This is a genomic window from Aquabacter cavernae (genome assembly GCF_003993795.1).
GTDB classification, from domain to species: Bacteria; Pseudomonadota; Alphaproteobacteria; order Rhizobiales; family Xanthobacteraceae; genus Aquabacter; species Aquabacter cavernae.
Map to the genome: position 1 here is coordinate 315,575 of NZ_RWKV01000008.1, position 18,012 is coordinate 333,586.

The window sequence follows — 18,012 nt, forward strand, 5'->3', positions numbered from 1 at the left end:
CGCTTGACGACGCCCGGATGATCCTCAGCTTGCCGCCGCCTCGCCGGGGCGCTTGCCCTCCAGCACGGCGAGCGTCTGGCTTTCGATCTCTTTCAACTCGCCGATGGATTCCTCCAGCGCGATCCGCTGGTCCTCCAGCAGGGCCAGCCGGTCGCGCACCTTCTGGAGGAGGAGGCGGATCTGCTCGCTCTGGGAGGGGTCGAGATCGTAGAGGTCGAGATATTCCTTGATCTCCCGCAGGGAGAAGCCGAGCCGCTTGCCGCGCAGGATGAGCACGAGCCGCGCCCGGTCGCGCTTGGTATAGATGCGGATATTGCCCGCCCGCCGGGGCAGGATCAGCCCCTTGTCTTCATAGAAGCGGATGGTACGCGCCGTGACGTTGAGGTCGCGGGCGAGTTCCGTGACGGTGAAGAAGGTGTCCGTGAGGGCACCGGGTGCAGTCCGACGGGGGGGCATGGGTGAACCTCACCTATACGTCATGGCTCGGCACCGAAGATACACCCTTTGACCGGCAGCACAAGCGGGGGCTCCGATTCTTCGATCCAGTTAGGGCGGCGCAAGATAGTATTGTTGCATTGCAACATGCCCTTTGGAAGGTTTTTGTCTCAGCTGAGGGTTGAAATATCCCAAAGGAGAGCGGTCGCGAATGAAGTCGATCATGCTTTGATTTGCTGGATTCTCTACGGAGTCTCGAGGGTCATCTGGTTATCCGTTGCCTTATGGTCACACTGGGTCGCTATCCTGTTCATGTTCAGTCGATAGGTGGTTGACCCGGCGGCCCGATCGGGCATGCTGACGTATAGGAGATGGTTCGTACCCATAAGAGCGCCAGAGAGGCGCCGTGGGGGCCGCTCTCGAGGAAAAGCCAAGCTATTGGGGGCTGACATGATCCGAGCCAGTCGATCGACCCGCGCCGCACGCCTTCTGCTGTCCACGGCGCTTGTGGCGCCCCTTGCCGTAACGGCGGGAGAGGCCTGGGCCGGCGGCTTCGGTCTGCGCGAACAGAGCGCCTACTACCAGGGCACGGCCTTCGCCGGTAACGCCGCGGGCGGGGCGGGCCTTGCCTCCATGTACTGGAACCCGGCGGCCGTCAGCTTCGTCCCCGGCATGCAGTTCGAGGGCAACGTCACCTATATCGCGCCCCACGCCTCCATCGACGTGACGTCCGCCCGCAGCGCGCTGGGCACCAATCTCGGCACGCTGGGCGTTGACAACATCGTGGACAACGGCGTGTTGCCCACCGGCTATGTGACCTATGCGGGCGAGCGCTGGGCGGTGGGCCTCTCGCTCAATTCGCCCTACGGCCTCGTCACCGATGCCACCTGCAACTGGTCCGGCCGTTACTATGGCTGCTACAGCCGCATCTTCGACATCAATCTCGGCGCCCAGGTGGCCTATAAGGTCAATGACTGGCTGACCGTCGGCGGTGGCCTGAACGCCAATTACATCGACGCCAAGCTCACCAACGCCCAGCTGCTCAGCGCGGCGCCCCCGTTCCCCACCGGCAATGCGGTCGTGAACGGCGACGATATCGGCTACGGCTTCTCGCTCGGCGCGTTGTTCACGGTGATGCCCGGCACCACCATCGGCATCGGCTATCGCTCCGCCATCAACAATACGCTGGAGGGGCTGACCAATCTCTCCACCATCTCCGGCACGCCACTGGCGACGCTCTCCACCACGGCCGGCCTGACGCTGCCCGACCAGATCACCGGCAGCTTCCGGTCTCAGATCGCCCCGCAATGGACCGTTTCCGGCACGGTGGAATGGACCAACTGGTCGAACCTGCAGGAACTGGTGATCGATTCCTCCACGCCCACCCCTTCCGTGCTCAATCTGCAATGGCAGGACGGCTGGTTCTTCTCCGGCGGCGTGGAATATCAGTGGACCCCGCAACTGGCGGTGCGCGCGGGCTTCGGTTACGAGATCAGCCCCATCACCGACGCCTATCGCACGCCGCGCCTGCCGGACAGCGACCGCATCTGGGCCTCTGCGGGCTTCACCTATGCCTGGACGCCGAACCTCAGCTTCGACTTCGCCTACACCCACATCTTCGGGCAGAGCGGCGACATCACGCTGTTCCCGAACGAGCTTGGCAATGCGACGCGCGGCTCGCTGGTGGCCGAGGTCAACGATGCCTATGTGGATATCGTTTCGGTCGGCGTAAGATACCGCTTCGACACCGCCCAGCCGAAGACGGTGCTCGTCACGAAGTGATGCGGGACGCCGCTGCCCTCGGGCGGCGGCCAAACGCGGCCCGGCCAACGGGCCGCTCCGTCCCGACCGGGAGACAAGGAATGCTCGCCACGACTCTTCCCGGCGTCGAGATCGGGCCCGTCACGGACCTGCTGGACGCCAGCGTGCGGAAGCACGGGGCCCGTACCGCCCTCAACTTCCTCGGGCGCAAATGGACCTATGCGGAGCTGGGTGTGCTGGTGGATGCCGCCGCCGCCGGGCTCCAGCGCCTCGGGGTGGGGAAGGGGGTCAAGGTTGGCCTCTGCCTGCCCAACACGCCCTATTCGGTCATCTTCTTCTTCGCCGCCCTGAAGGCCGGGGGCACGGTGGTGAATTACAGCCCGCTTTATGTGGAGCGGGAGCTGTCCCACCAGATCAAGGATTCCGGCACGACCATCATGGTGGTGCCGGACCTCAAGATCATCCATTCCCGCGTCGCGGCGGTGGCAGATCAGGCCGGGCTGAAGACCATCATCGTCTGCCCCATGGCCGGTATCCTGCCCTGGCTGAAGGCGATCGGCTTCCAGCTTCTCAAACGGTCGGACATGGCGGTCTATGACCGCACGGACGGGCGCCACGTCGCCTTTGGCGAGATCGCCCGGCGCGGCGAGCGGCCGACCCCGGTGAGCGTCGAGCCGGAGACCGACATCGCGGTGCTGCAATATACCGGCGGCACCACGGGCGTGCCCAAGGGCGCGCAGCTCACCCATGCCAATGTGACCGCCAACGCCTCCCAGGTGCGCAACCATGTGTGCCTGCTGCGGGAGGGGGAGGAGCGGGTGCTCGGCGTGCTGCCGCTGTTCCACGTCTTCGCCATGACCAATGTCATGAACATCCCGCTCTCCATCGGATGCGAGGTGATCCTGGTCCCGCGCTTCAACCTGGCGGACCTGATCGCCACCATCGAGAAGGAGAAGCCCACGCTGTTTCCCGGCGTGCCCACCATTTTCGCGGCCATCAACAATTCCCCGGGCATTCGGCGCGAGCAGCTTGCTTCCCTGAAGCTGGGTGTCTCCGGTGGCGCGCCGCTGCCCGTCGAGGTACGCGCCCGGTTCGAGGCGCTCACGGGCTGCAAGCTGGTGGAAGGCTACGGCCTCAGCGAGACCTCGCCCGTGCTCACCGCCAATCCGCCCCTGGGCGTCATCAAGGACGGCTCGGTGGGGACGGCGGTTCCCGGCACAATCATCGAGATTCGCGACCTTGCGGATCCCAGTCGTGTTCTCGGCGTGGGCGAGCGGGGCGAGGTGTGCGCGCGCGGTCCGCAGGTGATGAGCGGCTATTGGCGCAATCCCGAAGCCACGCGCGCGTCCTTCATCGATGGCGCCTTCCGCACCGGCGATGTGGGTTACCTGGACGAGGACGGCTATTTGTTCCTGGTGGACCGCATCAAGGACGTGATCCTGTGCGGGGGCTACAATGTCTACCCGCGCATGATCGAGGAGGCGCTCTACCTCCATCCGGCGGTGGCGGAGGCGGTGGCCATCGGCATTCCCGACACCTATCGCGGCCAGGCCCCCAAGGCTTTCGTCACGCTCCGCGAAGGCCAGACGGTCACGTCCGGGGAATTGTCCACCTTCCTGGAAGGCCAATTGTCCAAGATCGAGCTGCCCAGGCAGGTGGAAATCCGCCAGACGCTGCCCAAGACTCTCGTGGGCAAGCTCTCCAAGAAGGAGCTGGTGGAGGAGGAGGCCCGCAAGGCGAAGGGCCACTGAGCCGGCCCGCGCGCTGCCCCAGCCGGTGATTCCGCACCTTGCCGCTGCCGGGTACCCTTGCCCGGCACGGCCCGCGGATGCTGCGGCCAAAGGGCAGGGGCCTCGTCCTTGCCCTCGGTTTGCCATGGCGGCGCAGGCGTGTATGTTCCCGCGTCCTTGGTCTTGAGCGGGCGCGCCGGATCTCACCCTTTCGCGCAACGCCTGCTTTCACGCATGACCGGCGCCTCCGGCGCCCCACAGGTTTGAGCATCAGCGGCGGCCGTCGGCCGACCGCCCAGGGAAAGACTCGCGCATGGCCCGCGATACGCTGGACGCAACACCCATCCAAACCCGCGACGAACTGGTCGCGTGGATGGAAGGGGGAAACAAGCCCGAGAGCGCCTTCCGCCTCGGTACCGAGCACGAGAAGATCCCCTTCACCCTCGCCCGCCACGAGCCGGTTCCCTATGAGGGCCCCGCCGGCATCCGCGCGGTGCTGGAGGGCATGAAGGCCCAGAGCGGCTGGGATCCGATTCTGGAAGGCGAGACCCTGATCGGCCTTGCGGACCCTCGGGGTGGCGGCGCCATCTCGCTGGAGCCGGGCGGGCAGTTCGAGCTGTCGGGCGCGCCGCTGATCTCGGTCCACGAGACCTGTTCGGAGATCAACACCCACCTCACCCAGCTTCATGAGGTGGCCAAGCCCCTGGGCCTCGGCTTCCTGGGCATCGGCATGAGCCCGGAATGGACGCGCGCGGAAACGCCCGTCATGCCCAAGGGCCGCTACCGCATCATGGCCGGCTATATGCCCAAGGTGGGCACGCTGGGCCTCGACATGATGTTCCGCACCTGCACCGTGCAGGTGAACCTGGATTTCTCCTCCGAGGCCGACATGGTGCGCAAGTTGCGCGTCAGCCTCGCGCTCCAGCCGGTGGCCACCGCGCTGTTCGCCAATTCGCCCTTCACCGAGGGGCGGCCCAACGGCTTCCTCTCGTTCCGCTCGGAGATCTGGCGCGACACGGATGCGGACCGCTCCGGCATGCTGCCCTTCGCCTTCGAACCGGGCATGGGTTTCGAGCGCTACGTGGATTACGCGCTGGACGTGCCCATGTATTTCGTGAAGCGCGGCGAGCATTACGTGGACGTGGCCGGCTCCTCCTTCCGCGACCTTCTGGCGGGCCGCCATCCCGCGCTGCCGGGCGAGACGGCGACGCTGTCGGACTGGGTCAACCATCTCTCCACCATCTTCCCCGAGGTGCGCCTCAAGCGCTTCCTGGAGATGCGCGGCGCCGATGCCGGCCCGTGGGCGGATTTGTGCGCCCTGCCGGCGTTCTGGGCGGGCCTGCTTTATGATCAGGCCAGCCTCGATGCGGCCTGGGACGTGGTGAAGGACTGGACGGACGCGCAGCGCCAGCAGGTGCGCGACGATGTTCCCCGCCTTGCCCTGAAAGCCGAGATCGCCGGGCGGACCTTGGCGGATGTGGCCCGCGAGGTGCTGGCCATTTCCCGCGCCGGTCTGGCGCGGCGGAACAAGCGCGACAGCCAGGGGCGGGACGAGACACGGTTTCTCGCGCCGTTGGAGGAGACCCTGGCCTGCGGCAAGACACCCGCCGAACGCCTGCTGGACCTCTATGCGGGTCCGTGGGGCGGCTCGGTGGAACCTGTGTTCGACGCGCTCGCTTACTGAGACGTCCGAACCGCACGGTAACTGGTTCCGGCTCCTGCCGGGGCCGGACTGACGGCGACCGCCGCCGTCCGTTGGAATCGCTCTCGCCTATGTGCGGGACGCATGGCGGCTATGTTCCGCGCGCCGCTTACCCGTTGCCTCCAGCTGGGCGAAACAGAGAGCCGAGAGACTCGGACGCGCTTTTGCCTCGGCGTTACGGCGAGGGGAGGCTGCCGCCGGGCAGAGTGTTCGCCATGCCGCAGCCGCCCATTCCCGCCCAATCCTCCCTCGGACCGGCGGATATCGGCCTTTATGCCGTCACGGTGCTGATTTTCAGCTCAGGCTGGCTGCCGCTTCGGTTCCAGCTGGGCGTGGTGGACCCGGAAGTGTCGCTGGTCTGGCGCTTCATCGTCGCCTCCGGCTGCATGTTCGCCGTCGCGGCCCTGAGCGGCGCGCGCCTGACCTTTCCGCTGCGAGACCACCTGCTGTTCGCCGTGCTGGGCGTGACCCTGTTCTCGCTGAACTTCCTCGCCTTCTATTATGCCGGCTACCATCTGGCGTCCGGCCTGCTCTCCGTGCTGTTCGCGCTGTCGGCGGTGCTCATTCCCCTCATGTCGGCGCTGGCTTCGCGCACATGGCCGCGGCCGCGCATCCTCGCCGGGGCGCTCTTGGGGGTGGTCGGCGTGGGGCTGGTGTTCGGCCCGGTCCTGTCGGAGCGTGGCTTCGGCTCCGGCCTCCATCTGGGGCTTCTGGCCGGGCTCGCGGGCGCGCTGCTGTTCTCGTTCGGCAGCATGATGTCCATGGCGCTCGGGCGGCGGCACCTGCCCCAGGCCTCGGCCAATGCCTATTCCATGTTTTACGGGCTGGTCCTGCTGGCGGCCATCGCGCTGCTGCGGGGCGGTCATTTCCAGGTGGAGTGGACGGGCCGTTACCTCGGCTCGCTCGCCTGGCTCATCATCTTCCCCACCTTGCTGGGCTATGCGGTCTACTTCCAGCTCATCTCCCGCATCGGTGCCAGCCGGGCGGGATACGGCACGGTGGTCATGCCCATCCTGGCCCTGCTCATCTCCTCCTTGGTGGAGGACTTCCACTGGACCCTGGCGGCGGGCGTCGGGATCGCGCTGGTGCTGGTGGGCAATTTCGTGGTGCTCGGGGCGCCGCGCACGCCGCAGGGCCTTCCGGACAAGCCCTGAAGCGCACCGGGACCTTATTCCGCCGCGTCCGACTCGGTGACGTTGTCGAGGCCCTGGATGATGTGGTTGGCCAGCTCGTCCGCGAGGATGGAGGGCTCGTGTCGGTTGCGCAGCAGGCCGATATCGCACGGCGGCAGGGGCGGATAGCCGTCCGAGGGACCAAGCACCCGCATGCCGGGCCGCAGCGCCGATTCCGGGAAGACGGACACCGCGAGGCCGGACAGGACCGCCGCCGAAACCGCGCCCGCATTGGGGCTGGTATAGAGCACGCGATGCGCCCGGCCGATTCCGGTCAGCCGCGTGATGGCCGCTTCCCGCCAGAGGCAGGTGGGGCGCCCCAGAGCCAGCGGCACCGGCGTTTCCAGATGGGCGGCGTGGCGCGCGGAGGAGACCCACATCAGCCGCTCGCGGCGGATGATCTGGGCGTTGCGGGCGGAATTTTCCGTATAGGTGATGATGGCGAGGTCCAGCGTGCCGGCGCGGATGCGCTCGGAGAGATCGCAGGACGGCTCGCAGATCACGGTCAGCTCCACAGAGGGGTGCGTACGCGAGAAGCGCGCCATGATTTCCGGCAGATAGCGATCCGCATAATCGTCCGGCACGCCGAGGCAGACATGGCCGGAAAGGGCCGCGTCCGCGAAGCTCGCGACCGCTTCGAGATTCAGCTTCACGATGCGCCGCGCAAAGTCCAGCAGGCGCTCGCCATCCTCCGTGAGGCGCGAGGCACGCCCGTCGCGCGCGAAGATGGGGCGCCCGACCCGCTCCTCCAGCCGCTTCATCTGCATGGAGACGGCCGACTGGGTCTTGTGCACCACTTCGGCGGCGCGGGTGAAGCTGCCGGTCTCAGCGATGGCAACGAACGTGCGCAACTGGTCGCCGTCGAGCAGGAAGGTCATGGGTCTCACCTTATCATCAAGGTTGATGATAATTCCGATGAATAACATTCGCTAGTTTGATTTCACGAGCGCGTGCACAAGCATGACAGGCGCTGCGGCGTCCGGTGCACGGCCCGGGAAATCGGGTGGCTCTCGCCGGGCGGATGGAGACACTTCCCGGCGCCCGAACTGGAGAGAACCCATGTCTTACGGAGAGACCCGCGCGGCGTTCGTCGCACCGGTCGGCTCGGCGCTGGCCCATGTCCTGCTCACGGCGTCTGATTTCGCGGTGAAAGCCGCCCGCGCCATCGAGCATCGCCGCGCCCTCCGTCAGTTGGGCCAGCTCGACGACCATATGCTGCGTGATATCGGCCTGACGCGAAGCGATCTTCGCGATGCCGCCGCCGAACCGCTCTGGCGCGATGGAACGCAGGTTCTGATCACCCGCACCGTGGAACGCCGCGCCGCTTTCCGGCTGCGTCAGCGCAACCGCGCGGGGGCCTGATCGGGCGACACAATCGGACGGCGCCGCCCCTCGGGGTCGTCCTCTCTGGCCCGTGCCGCGAACCGGCACGGGCCTTTTTTATGGTCTCGCGCCGGGCGCTATTTCGGCTTGCGCGGGGTGCGGGAATGGCCGGAGCTGCGATCCAGCATCTGGCTCCAGAACTCCGCCATGGGCAGCAGGCCGAACGGATCGTAGGGATCGGCCGGGCCACGCCCTTGGGTGCCGGGCGGGAAGCCCGTGGCGAAGAGCTGGGCGAAGTAATCCTGCAGCGGCCAGTGCCCCAGGGCGGGAGGGGCCGGCGGGGGAGGGGGCGGAGGGGGCAGGGGAGCGACGGGCTTCGGCATGGCGCCGCCCATGCTCGCAAGCGCGGTCTCCATCATCTCTTGCCAGGCCGCGGTCGCGCCCCGCGTGCCGAAATTTCCGCCGACTGAGGTCCAGGGCGAACGGACCATCATCTCCGAGAAGGCATCCACCCAGGGATTTCCGGTGCGGCGGCTCATCGGGCCCATCATGCTCACCAGACCGTCCACCCAGGGATTCCCCGTGGGTTCCGGCTGGCCGCTGGCGCGCGCCAGCAGGCCGGCCAGCATCTGGTTGAGGGCGCCCGAGGCGGCCAGCGACTTGGTGAGGCCACCGATCACCAGCGACGCGAAGGCCGGCGTCATCTGATTGACCACGGCGACGCCGAGCCCGGTGGAAGAGGCGGCGTGATTCATCACCGCGCGCGACACTTCCGGCGAACCGAACATCGCTTCCAGCGCATTGGCGCCCGGCTGGGCGAGGTCGCTGGGCGTGGTGGGACCGCGATCATAGAGCGCGGCATAGGGACCGCGCATCATGAGGACCATGAGATTCGCGAGCCCCTCGGGGCTCTGCATGGACTTCTGAATGCCCATGGCGAACGCGGGCATCAGCGCCTCGGCGGCGGCCTGGGCCTGATGTACCGAAAGCCCATAGAGCTGCGCGAGGTTGTTCAGCCCCTCGCCCCCTTGAGCTGCACGCACCATTTGAACGAAAGGATCCATTGGCCGCCTCCTGTGGGAAGTCTATGCCATGATCCTGCCAAAATCACGGAAAGATCGGCCGGTCCGGACCTTACGCACCGCAAGCCGTGCCGCGACCCATCGTCAGCCCGAGAATTCGGTCTCGTGCGTGAGCACGTCCTGGGCCTCGGGATTGAGCGGGCGGGCGGGCTTGTCGGGCTGGGTCAGCGGCTCGGGCTCCAGCTTGCGGTTGGGAATGAGATCCATGCCCGCATAAAGCCCTTCCTCCACCTGCCGCTGCAGGCGCGCCCGGTCCTTGGCCCGCACCTCGGAAACCAGGCCCGCCACCGCTTCGCGCTCCAGGCCCAGCGTTTCCAGGGTGCGCGCGCCGAAGGAGAAGGCCGATTCGAGGGTCTCGCGCATCTCGTAGTCCACGCCCTTGCGCAGCAGGGTCATGGAATGGGCGCGGTCATAGCTGCGCACATGCAGGCGGACATGGGGCATGGAGGCCTGGACGATATCGACGATGCGGTCGGCCGCCTCGCGGTCGTCCACGCACACGGCGATCACCTCCGCCTGGTCGGCCCCCGCCGCGCGCAGCACGTCGAGGCGTGTGCCGTCGCCATAATAGATGCGCACGCCGAACCGGCCCGCGCTCTGGATCATCTCCACGTCGCTGTCGATGATGGTGACGCCCACCCCTTCCGCCAGCAGGCATTGCGAGACGATCTGCCCGAACCGGCCGAAGCCGATCACCAGCACCCGCCCATCCGCATCGGAGAAATCATCCGGCTCGGGCTCCGGCGCGTTGCGGCGGAATTTCGGGAGAAGATAGGTGATGGCGGCGAACACCAGAGGGCCGATCATCATGGTGATGGCGGCGGTCGCGGTGAGGAATTCGCTCTGCTCGCGACTCAGCAGGCCGTTGGTCAGAGCGAGCGGGAACAGGACGAAGGCGAATTCGCCCGCCGGCATGAGGACGGCGCCCGCCCGTACGGCATCGGTGCGGGTGGTGTGGTCGGAGCGGTAGAGGCCGAACACCACGGCGAACTTGATGGAGGTGATGAGCACCGCCGCCGCGATGAGCGGCAGGATGTGCGGCAGCAGCACCCGCATATCCAGCGACATGCCGATGCCCATGAAGAAGAAGGACAGGAGCAGGCCGCGGAAGGCGTCGATATTCGCCTCCAGCTCATGCCGGAAGGTGCTTTCGGAGAGCAGCAGGCCCGCCAGGAAGGCGCCCAGCGCCATGGACAGGCCGACCGAGGCCATGAGACCCGCCGCACCGAGCACCACCAGCAGCGCCGCCGCCGTCATGGCCTCGCGCGCGCCGGAGCGGGCAAGAAGGCGGAACAGGGGATTGAGCAGATAGCGCCCGGCCAGGACCATGGCCCCGACCGCCGCGATCGCCGCGCCCGCCTTGAAGGCCACCATCATGGGCTCCCCCTCCATGCGCGCCGCCGCCGGGGCCAGCAGCGGCACGAGGGCCAGGAGCGGAACGATGGCGATGTCCTGGAACAGCAGAATCGAGAAAGCCCGCTGCCCGTAGCCGGACGGCAGGTCTCCGCGTTCGTTGAGAATCTGGAGCGCGATGGAGGTGGCCGACATGGCGAGCGCCATGCCCGCGATGAACGCGCCGGGCAGGCTGAGGCCGAGGCTCCAGCCCACGGCCGTGATGAGCAGGCCGGTCACCAGCAACTGCGCCGTGCCGAGCCCGAAAATGTAGCGGCCCATGGAAAGGAGCCGCGAGGGCTGCAATTCCATGCCGATGAGGAAGAGGAGGAACACCACGCCCAATTCGGCGACGGTGATCACCACATGGGGGTCGGCCACATCGAAACCCGCCGGGCCGATGGTGATTCCCGCCAGCAGATAACCGACCACGGGTGACAAACCGAGGCGCTTGGCGATGGGGACGGACACCACGGCGGCGAGAAGGAAGGCGAGGCCGGCGAGGAATAGTGTGTGGTCGTCCCCGTGCATCGCCTGTCGTCTCCGCACTGCCGCGCTCAAGAGTGCCATAGGCCAGCGTCGCCGCGCATTGGGCTGCGGCGCAGGTCGTCAGTCGCTCTCTCTCAATGCTTCAAAGGCTGGTTCCACGGTCAGCCATGTTCAGGCTGACCGGTATCAGGCTCTAGCTTCGCCGCTGTTTTTGGGCAGGGCATGTGGCCAAACCATGCCCGCGATGCGAAATCCTCGCGGCACCGCACAACTGCGCGGACGGTGTAACTATTTCAGCGCGTCGAAGCCGGGGCCGAAGCCATTCAGGCTCATGGGAATGCCGATGCCTTCCTCGGGCGTCTGGAAAATAATGAAGGTGGCCTGCTTGCCCTGGCGCAGCCGGTTGATGAGCGTGTCGTCCATCACCACTTCGGCCACGCAGCCATTGGGCAGGCAGCGCACGAAGCCCGCGCGGCCCACATCCGCATCGTCGATCTTCAGGCCGAGGCCGGAGGGGATGAGCACGCCCAGCGGGGCCAGCACGCGCAGCAGGCGGCTCTTCCCGTCGGCGGTCTTCAGGATGATGACCGTAAGGCCCACATTCGGGCGGTCCTCGGCCTGCACGCTCTGCAGAAGCACGCATTGCTCGCTCTGGGCACCGGGGGGGGTGTCGCAGCGAATCTGCCAGTCGTTGAACACCTGCTTCACCACGCCCTGGGCCGCGGCGGGCGTCTGCATCAGGCAGGTGAGGGCAAGCGCGGCGGCGGCGATCAGGCCAGGGAAGAGGGCGTGGCGTGAGGCAGGTGCGATGCGTGAGGCAGATGCGACCGACGACTCGAATCCCATGGATTCCGGCTCCAAAAAACACGCGGCGACGCCGCTTCCGACACAGGCGGGACGCAACGATCTAGCCCTGCTCTTGGGCTTAAGAGCCTGACCGCTCATGTCAAGGATGCGTGTCCCGATTTGACGACAAAACGCCATTTTGTGGCGGATCGAGGGAGGCGTGGCCCAAGCTTGGCCTTGCGTGGTCGATCCGCCGCCGGCAGGCCCGAAGGGGCGGCGCGGGGGGCCTCGCACCTTAATATTGGGGGCTGCATGCGCCCCCTGGCCGCATTTGCGGCACCCCGTGATTTGTGTTTGATGTAAATCAAAGAAGGGCGTTCCGCGTGTGAGTTTCGGCGCTTCCCGTTAATGTCCCGTGAGCCGGTTGGGCTCCGGGATCGGGAGCCGGGGGATGAGAGCGACGCCGCTGAGGGAGAGAAAGTCGTCATGAGGTCATTCTTTCGCAGCTCAGCACTCGCCGCGGCGACCTGTGCCGCCGCGATGGTCGCGAGCGCAGGTGCGTGGGCCGGGATGGGGCAGCCCTCCGACTGGCAGATCAATCTCCAGGGCGCGGCGACCCCCGTCATGGAGAACATCCACTCCTTCAATATCTTCCTTCTGGTCATCATCACGGCCATCGTTCTGTTCGTGATGGTGCTGATCGCGATCGTGGTGGTGCGCTTCAACGAGCGCGCCAACCCGGTGCCCTCCAAGACCTCGCACAATACCCTCATCGAGGTGGCGTGGACCGTGGTCCCGGTGCTGATCCTGGTGGCCATCGCCATCCCGTCCTTCCGCCTGCTGCACCAGGAACTGCACATCCCCGAGCCGGACATGACGGTGAAGGTGACGGGGCACCAGTGGTACTGGTCCTATGAATATCCGGACAATGGCGGCTTCGGCTTCGATTCGCTGATGATTCCCGAGAAGGACCTGAAGCCGGGCCAGCCGCGCCTGCTGGCGGTGGACAATGAGGTGGTGGTGCCGGTCAACAAGACCGTGCGCATCCAGGTGACCGCCGGTGACGTGATCCATTCCTTCGCGGTTCCCTCCTTCGGCGTTAAGATCGACGCGCTGCCCGGCCGCCTCAATGAGAGCTGGTTCAAGGCGACGCGCGAGGGCGTCTTCTACGGCCAGTGCTCCGAGCTGTGCGGCCGCGACCACGCCTACATGCCCATCGCGGTCCGCGTGGTGAGCGAGAACGAGTTCAACGCCTGGGCTGCCCAGGCGAAGCAGAAATACTCTGCCGCGCCCGCGCCGACCTCGGTCGCCGCTGCGCCTGCCGCCGACGGCCTGATGCGGGTCGCCGACGCCCAGTGACCCTTGAGGCCCGGCGCGCCGGGCCTTCGGACCGGGGGGCGGGAGCCCCCGGTCCGCGCGACCACAACGCAAGCCAGACGATAAAGACTGAAAGACGGCAACGTCTCGACAGCTAAGGACGCACCCCATGGCCACCGACGCGCACGCGGCGCACCACGAACCTCATGTCGCCGAGCACCACGGCGATCCCACCGGCTGGCGGCGTTGGGTGTTCTCCACCAATAACAAGGACATCGGGATCATGTACCTGATCTTCGCCATCGTGGCGGGGATCGTGGGCGGCGCCCTGTCCATCGGCATCCGTATGGAGCTGATGGAGCCGGGGCTGCAATATTTCAAGAATCCCCAGACCTTCAACGTGTTCACCACGGGCCACGGCCTCATCATGATCTTCTTCATGGTGATGCCCGCCTTGATCGGCGGCTACGGCAACTATTTCGTGCCGCTGATGATCGGCGCGCCGGACACCGCCTTCCCGCGCATCAACAACATCGCCTTCTGGCTGATGCCCCCGGCCTTCGGCCTCGCCATCATCTCGCTGTTCGTCGAGGGCGCGCCCGGCAGCGACGGCTTCGGCGGCGGCTGGACCATCTATCCCCCGCTCTCGGGAAAGCTTGGCCATCCCGGCCCGGCCATGGACTTCCTGATCTTCGCGCTGCACATCGCCGGCGCGTCGTCCATCCTGGGCGCCATCAACCTCATCACCACCATTCTGAACATGCGCGCCCCGGGCATGACGCTGCACAAGATGCCGCTGTTCGCCTGGTCGCAGCTCATCACCGCCTTCCTGCTGCTCCTGTCGCTGCCGGTGCTCGCGGGCGCCATCACCATGCTGCTGACGGACCGCAATTTCGGCACCACCTTCTTCGACCCGGCCGGCGGCGGCGACCCGATCCTGTTCCAGCATCTGTTCTGGTTCTTCGGCCACCCCGAGGTCTATATCCTCATTCTGCCGGGCTTCGGCCTCGTCTCCCACATCGTCTCCACCTTCTCCCGCAAGCCGGTGTTCGGCTATCTGGGCATGGCCTACGCCATGGTGGCCATCGGCGTGGTGGGCTTCGTGGTGTGGGCTCACCACATGTACACGGTGGGCCTTTCCGCTGCGACGCAGTCCTACTTCGTCGCCGCCACCATGATCATCGCGGTGCCCACGGGCGTGAAGATCTTCTCCTGGATCGCCACCATGTGGGGCGGCTCGGTGCAGTTCCGCACGCCCATGCTGTGGGCCATCGGCTTCATCTTCCTGTTCACCGTGGGCGGCGTGACGGGCGTGGTGCTCTCCAATGCGGGCATCGACCGCTCGCTGCACGACACCTATTACGTGGTGGCGCACTTCCACTATGTGCTGTCGCTGGGCGCCGTGTTCGCCATCTTCGCGGGCTGGTATTACTGGTTCCCGAAGATGAGCGGCTACATGATCCCGGAATTCTGGGGCAAGCTGCACTTCTGGGTCACGTTCATCGGCGTGAACATGGTGTTCTTCCCGCAGCACTTCCTCGGCCTTGCGGGCATGCCGCGCCGGTATGTGGACTATCCCGATGCGTTCGCGCACTGGAACTACATCTCGTCCATCGGCTCCTACATTTCCGGCGTGGCGGTCATCATCTTCCTGATCGGCACCGTCGTGGCCTTCCGCCGCAAGGAGCTGGCCGGCCCCAATCCGTGGGGTCCGGGGGCGACCACCCTCGAATGGACGATCAGCTCGCCGCCGCCCTTCCATCACTTCGACGTGCTGCCGCGCATCAAGTGAGGAGAGATGCGCCCCGGCGGGCCGGCCTCTGCCGGGATCGCCGGGTCGCTCATGGCCCGTGTGGCCATGCCGCCTTCCCGCCCTGCGCTATTCCGCCGGGCGGCCGCGGCGAATAAGGTGAGCCCCGATTGACGGGGCTCAAAATCGGGCCCTTGACGGGAAGCGCTCTGCCGGAGCGCTTCGAGATGGGGCTCGGAAGGCATGGCCTTTGCGGGTCGTGCCGGGACACGTCGAATATGAGTGACGCCAGCGTGAGCATGAACGAAAGCACCACCGCCACGGACATGGCGGGCGGAATGGCATCTCCCGGAGATTACATCGCGCTCCTGAAGCCGCGTGTGATGTCCCTGGTGGTGTTCACCGCCCTGGTGGGGCTTGTGCGCGCGCCCGACCATGTCCATCCCGTCATCGCCTTCACCGCCATCCTGTGCATCGCCGTGGGCGCGGGCGCGGCGGGCGCGTTGAACATGTGGTGGGACGCGGACATCGACGCCATCATGTCCCGCACCCGGCGGCGCCCCATTCCGTCCGGCCGCGTGACCCCGCGCGAGGCGCTCGCCTTCGGCCTGACCCTGTCCGGCTTCTCGGTGGTGGTGCTGGGCCTTCTGGTGAACGTGCTGTCGGCGGCGCTGCTGGCCTTCACCATTTTCTTCTACGTGGTCATCTACACCATGTGGCTGAAGCGCTCGACGCCGCAGAACATCGTCATCGGCGGCGCGGCGGGAGCCTTCCCGCCCATGGTCGCCTGGGCGGCCGCGTCCGGCAGCGTGAGCCTTGAGAGCCTGCTTCTGGTCGCCATCATCTTCTTCTGGACCCCGCCGCATTTCTGGGCGCTCGCCCTCTATCGCGCGGACGATTATGCGCGGGCGGGCGTGCCCATGCTGCCGGTGACGGCGGGCGCCAACGAAACGCGCCGCCAGATCCTGCTCTACACCCTCTTTTTGGTGCCGCTGGCCTTCTCGCCGGTCCTGCTGGGCTATGCGGGCATCGCCTATGGCGTGGTCTCCGCCGTGACTGGCCTCGGCATGGTGTGGCTCGCCATCTCCGTCTACCGCACCCGCACGGGTGAGGCGGCGGTCAAGGCGGCGCGGCGCCTGTTCGGTTTCTCCATTCTCTATCTCTTCCTGCTCTTCGCCACGCTGCTGGTTGAAGCGTTCATTCCGGGGATTTGAGGCATGGCGAAGGATGACAAGCCGCCCCCACCCGGCCGGGTGGATGGTGTGGTGTTGACGCCGGAGCAGAAGCGCCGGCGCCGGGCGCGGTCCATCGCGATCGCCTCGGTGCTCGGGTTCCTGGTGCTGCTGTTCTATGTGGTGACGATCGTGAAACTGGGGCCGAGCGTACTGAACCGGCCCCTCTGACAAGGACGGATGGACGTGGGAGACGACAGAAACAGGCAAGGCGGGGCAGAGCAGGGGGCACGCAAGGCGCCGCGCCACATGCTCGTCGCGACCGCATGCGTGCTGTTCGTCGCTGCCATGGTGGGGGTCTCCTACGCCGCCGTTCCGCTCTACGCCATGTTCTGCAGCCTCACCGGCTTCGGCGGCGCGCCGCGCGTGAGCACGGCCAAGCCCGAGGGAATTTCGGAGCGGACCGTTACCGTGCGCTTCGACGCCAATGTGGCGCCGGGCCTGCCCTGGGTGTTCAAGCCGGAGCAGGCCTCCGTGACCGTGAAGGTGGGCGAGACCAAGCTGGTCTATTTCCGCGCGGAGAACACCTTCAACACCGCCACCACCGGACAGGCCACCTACAATGTGACGCCCGGCAATGGCGGCTTCTATTTCGTGAAGATGCAGTGCTTCTGCTTCAACGAGCAGGTGCTGCAGCCCGGCGAAGTGCTGGACATGCCGGTTGTCTTCTACATCGATCCCGCCATTGAGCAGGACGAGGACATGTCTTCGCTGAAGACTGTGACCCTTTCCTACACCTTCTTCCCCGCCAAGACGCAGGCTCCCAAGGCCGCGTCCGCCGGGGAGGGGGCCGGAAAGGGCGGGTGAGGAACGCCAGCCCGAACGGCGCGGCGCCAAGAACATAAGTGCAGCAGGGCCGACGGCCCGGTACGAATTGGGATAGCTGGAAGGGGAGGCCGTCGGAATGGCCGAGGCACACGTCAAGCAGCACGACTACCATCTGGTGGAGCCGAGCCCGTGGCCCATCGTCGGTGCGGTCTCGGCCTTCATCCTCACCGTGGGTGCGGTGGTGTGGATGCACGGGGGCACCACCATTCCCATGATCGTCGGGTTCGTGGGCGTGCTCTACACCATGTTCGGCTGGTGGCGGGACCTGATCCGCGAAGGCGCGAAGGGCTTCCATACCCCCGTGGTGGCCATCGGCTTCCGCTATGGGATGATCCTGTTCATCGCCTCAGAGGTGATGTTCTTCGTCGCGTGGTTCTGGGCCTTCTTCGATGCCGCCCTGTTCGTGAACGAGGGCATCAATTTCGCCCGCGTGGAGGTGACCGGCGGCGTGTGGCCGCCCCACGGCATCGAGGCGCTGGACCCCTGGCACCTGCCGCTACTCAACACCCTCATCCTGCTTACCTCGGGCACCACGGTCACCTGGGCGCACCATGCGCTGCTGGAGAATGACCGCGAGGGGCTTAAGTGGGGCCTCGTCTGCACCGTGGTTCTGGGCGTGCTGTTCAGCATGTGCCAGGCTTACGAATATTCTCACGTCCATTTCGGCTTCTCGGGCAACATCTACGGCGCGACCTTCTTCATGGCGACCGGCTTCCACGGCTTCCATGTGATCGTCGGCACCATCTTCCTGGCGGTGTGCCTGGGCCGGGCCCTGGCCAGCCATTTCACGCCGGAGCGTCATTTCGGCTTCGAAGCGGCCGCTTGGTACTGGCACTTCGTGGACGTGGTCTGGCTGTTCCTGTTCGCCTTCATCTATGTGTGGGCGGCCAGCGGCAGCGCCGGCCACGGCTGACGGCGCGCCGTCTTTCCCTCGGTACCGGTCCTCAGACCGGGCCGGGCGGGTTTTCTTCTCCCGCCGCGCGGGCTGAACCAAGGGCATCGTGCGTCCAGCT

Annotated in this window: 16 protein-coding genes; 11 read left to right on the top strand and 5 right to left on the bottom strand. The window is 66.4% G+C overall.

The features are described from left to right. Positions 1 to 24 precede the first annotated feature (24 nt). A complete protein-coding gene (locus EJJ38_RS06245; protein WP_127089247.1) occupies positions 25 to 456 on the bottom strand; it encodes a MerR family transcriptional regulator in 432 nt (143 codons plus the stop codon). Positions 457 to 885: 429 nt separating this feature from the next. On the opposite strand from EJJ38_RS06245, the gene EJJ38_RS06250 reads away from it, so the two are divergent. The 4 genes from EJJ38_RS06250 to EJJ38_RS06265 all read left to right on the top strand — a co-directional run bounded on the left by EJJ38_RS06250 (position 886) and on the right by EJJ38_RS06265 (position 6,782). Then, positions 886 to 2,217 carry an OmpP1/FadL family transporter gene (locus EJJ38_RS06250; RefSeq protein ID WP_164738432.1) on the top strand — a complete coding sequence of 444 codons (1,332 nt, stop codon included), beginning with the start codon at positions 886 to 888 and terminating at the stop codon, positions 2,215 to 2,217. Positions 2,218 to 2,297: 80 nt separating this feature from the next. Further along, positions 2,298 to 3,947 carry a long-chain-fatty-acid--CoA ligase gene (locus tag EJJ38_RS06255; protein ID WP_127089249.1) on the top strand — a complete coding sequence of 550 codons (1,650 nt, stop codon included), beginning with the start codon at positions 2,298 to 2,300 and terminating at the stop codon, positions 3,945 to 3,947. A gap of 292 nt (positions 3,948 to 4,239) precedes the next feature. Beyond that, positions 4,240 to 5,610: a glutamate--cysteine ligase gene (locus EJJ38_RS06260; protein ID WP_127089250.1), complete on the top strand. Its 1,371-nt coding sequence runs from the start codon at positions 4,240 to 4,242 to the stop codon at positions 5,608 to 5,610. A 233-nt stretch (positions 5,611 to 5,843) separates the two neighbouring features. Then, positions 5,844 to 6,782 (top strand): DMT family transporter, encoded by a 939-nt coding sequence (locus EJJ38_RS06265; protein ID WP_164738433.1) that lies wholly within the window; start codon positions 5,844 to 5,846, stop codon positions 6,780 to 6,782. A 14-nt stretch (positions 6,783 to 6,796) separates the two neighbouring features. Here the strand turns inward: EJJ38_RS06265 and EJJ38_RS06270 are convergent, their stop codons facing one another. Next, positions 6,797 to 7,678, bottom strand: coding sequence for a LysR substrate-binding domain-containing protein (locus tag EJJ38_RS06270; RefSeq protein WP_127089252.1), 882 nt, complete (start codon positions 7,676 to 7,678; stop codon positions 6,797 to 6,799). A gap of 181 nt (positions 7,679 to 7,859) precedes the next feature. On the opposite strand from EJJ38_RS06270, the gene EJJ38_RS06275 reads away from it, so the two are divergent. Next, complete coding sequence (locus EJJ38_RS06275) at positions 7,860 to 8,162, top strand: DUF1127 domain-containing protein (protein WP_127089253.1); 303 nt, start codon at positions 7,860 to 7,862, stop codon at positions 8,160 to 8,162. A gap of 98 nt (positions 8,163 to 8,260) precedes the next feature. Here the strand turns inward: EJJ38_RS06275 and EJJ38_RS06280 are convergent, their stop codons facing one another. The 3 genes from EJJ38_RS06280 to EJJ38_RS06290 all read right to left on the bottom strand — a co-directional run bounded on the left by EJJ38_RS06280 (position 8,261) and on the right by EJJ38_RS06290 (position 11,932). Then, positions 8,261 to 9,187: a DUF937 domain-containing protein gene (locus EJJ38_RS06280; RefSeq protein WP_127089254.1), complete on the bottom strand. Its 927-nt coding sequence runs from the start codon at positions 9,185 to 9,187 to the stop codon at positions 8,261 to 8,263. 102 nt (positions 9,188 to 9,289) lie between these two features. Next, positions 9,290 to 11,128 (bottom strand): monovalent cation:proton antiporter-2 (CPA2) family protein, encoded by a 1,839-nt coding sequence (locus tag EJJ38_RS06285; protein ID WP_127089255.1) that lies wholly within the window; start codon positions 11,126 to 11,128, stop codon positions 9,290 to 9,292. 246 nt (positions 11,129 to 11,374) lie between these two features. After that, positions 11,375 to 11,932, bottom strand: a complete 558-nt coding sequence (locus EJJ38_RS06290; RefSeq protein ID WP_127089256.1) for an invasion associated locus B family protein — start codon at positions 11,930 to 11,932, stop codon at positions 11,375 to 11,377. A 426-nt stretch (positions 11,933 to 12,358) separates the two neighbouring features. On the opposite strand from EJJ38_RS06290, the gene coxB reads away from it, so the two are divergent. The 6 genes from coxB (at position 12,359) to EJJ38_RS06320 (ending at position 17,912) form a co-directional block, all read left to right on the top strand. After that, complete coding sequence (coxB, locus tag EJJ38_RS06295; RefSeq protein ID WP_127089257.1) at positions 12,359 to 13,231, top strand: cytochrome c oxidase subunit II; 873 nt, start codon at positions 12,359 to 12,361, stop codon at positions 13,229 to 13,231. A gap of 127 nt (positions 13,232 to 13,358) precedes the next feature. Further along, a complete protein-coding gene (gene ctaD, locus EJJ38_RS06300; RefSeq protein WP_127089258.1) occupies positions 13,359 to 14,981 on the top strand; it encodes a cytochrome c oxidase subunit I in 1,623 nt (540 codons plus the stop codon). Between the two features lie 257 nt (positions 14,982 to 15,238). Beyond that, the gene (gene cyoE / locus EJJ38_RS06305) at positions 15,239 to 16,153 is read left to right on the top strand and encodes a heme o synthase (RefSeq protein ID WP_245454204.1); all 915 of its coding nucleotides are present in this window, start codon (positions 15,239 to 15,241) and stop codon (positions 16,151 to 16,153) included. Between the two features lie 3 nt (positions 16,154 to 16,156). After that, positions 16,157 to 16,342, top strand: coding sequence for a hypothetical protein (locus EJJ38_RS06310; RefSeq protein WP_127089260.1), 186 nt, complete (start codon positions 16,157 to 16,159; stop codon positions 16,340 to 16,342). Between the two features lie 9 nt (positions 16,343 to 16,351). Further along, on the top strand, positions 16,352 to 16,978 hold the full coding sequence (locus tag EJJ38_RS06315) for a cytochrome c oxidase assembly protein (protein ID WP_127089261.1): 627 nt from the start codon (positions 16,352 to 16,354) through the stop codon (positions 16,976 to 16,978). A 97-nt stretch (positions 16,979 to 17,075) separates the two neighbouring features. Beyond that, entirely contained in the window at positions 17,076 to 17,912 is an 837-nt protein-coding gene (locus EJJ38_RS06320; RefSeq protein ID WP_127089262.1) for a cytochrome c oxidase subunit 3, read from the top strand. The last annotated feature ends 100 nt before the right edge of the window (positions 17,913 to 18,012 follow it).

Excerpts from the sequence above, each read along its gene's own strand:
- EJJ38_RS06245 (WP_127089247.1), bottom strand. The coding sequence starts at position 456 with ATGCCCCCCCGTCGGACTGCACCCGGTGCCCTCACGGACACCTTCTTC.
- EJJ38_RS06250 (WP_164738432.1), top strand. The coding sequence starts at position 886 with ATGATCCGAGCCAGTCGATCGACCCGCGCCGCACGCCTTCTGCTGTCC.
- EJJ38_RS06255 (WP_127089249.1), top strand. The coding sequence starts at position 2,298 with ATGCTCGCCACGACTCTTCCCGGCGTCGAGATCGGGCCCGTCACGGAC.
- EJJ38_RS06260 (WP_127089250.1), top strand. The coding sequence starts at position 4,240 with ATGGCCCGCGATACGCTGGACGCAACACCCATCCAAACCCGCGACGAA.
- EJJ38_RS06265 (WP_164738433.1), top strand. The coding sequence starts at position 5,844 with ATGCCGCAGCCGCCCATTCCCGCCCAATCCTCCCTCGGACCGGCGGAT.
- EJJ38_RS06270 (WP_127089252.1), bottom strand. The coding sequence starts at position 7,678 with ATGACCTTCCTGCTCGACGGCGACCAGTTGCGCACGTTCGTTGCCATC.
- EJJ38_RS06275 (WP_127089253.1), top strand. The coding sequence starts at position 7,860 with ATGTCTTACGGAGAGACCCGCGCGGCGTTCGTCGCACCGGTCGGCTCG.
- EJJ38_RS06280 (WP_127089254.1), bottom strand. The coding sequence starts at position 9,187 with ATGGATCCTTTCGTTCAAATGGTGCGTGCAGCTCAAGGGGGCGAGGGG.
- EJJ38_RS06285 (WP_127089255.1), bottom strand. The coding sequence starts at position 11,128 with ATGCACGGGGACGACCACACACTATTCCTCGCCGGCCTCGCCTTCCTT.
- EJJ38_RS06290 (WP_127089256.1), bottom strand. The coding sequence starts at position 11,932 with ATGGGATTCGAGTCGTCGGTCGCATCTGCCTCACGCATCGCACCTGCC.
- coxB (WP_127089257.1), top strand. The coding sequence starts at position 12,359 with ATGAGGTCATTCTTTCGCAGCTCAGCACTCGCCGCGGCGACCTGTGCC.
- ctaD (WP_127089258.1), top strand. The coding sequence starts at position 13,359 with ATGGCCACCGACGCGCACGCGGCGCACCACGAACCTCATGTCGCCGAG.
- cyoE (WP_245454204.1), top strand. The coding sequence starts at position 15,239 with ATGAACGAAAGCACCACCGCCACGGACATGGCGGGCGGAATGGCATCT.
- EJJ38_RS06310 (WP_127089260.1), top strand. The coding sequence starts at position 16,157 with ATGGCGAAGGATGACAAGCCGCCCCCACCCGGCCGGGTGGATGGTGTG.
- EJJ38_RS06315 (WP_127089261.1), top strand. The coding sequence starts at position 16,352 with ATGGACGTGGGAGACGACAGAAACAGGCAAGGCGGGGCAGAGCAGGGG.
- EJJ38_RS06320 (WP_127089262.1), top strand. The coding sequence starts at position 17,076 with ATGGCCGAGGCACACGTCAAGCAGCACGACTACCATCTGGTGGAGCCG.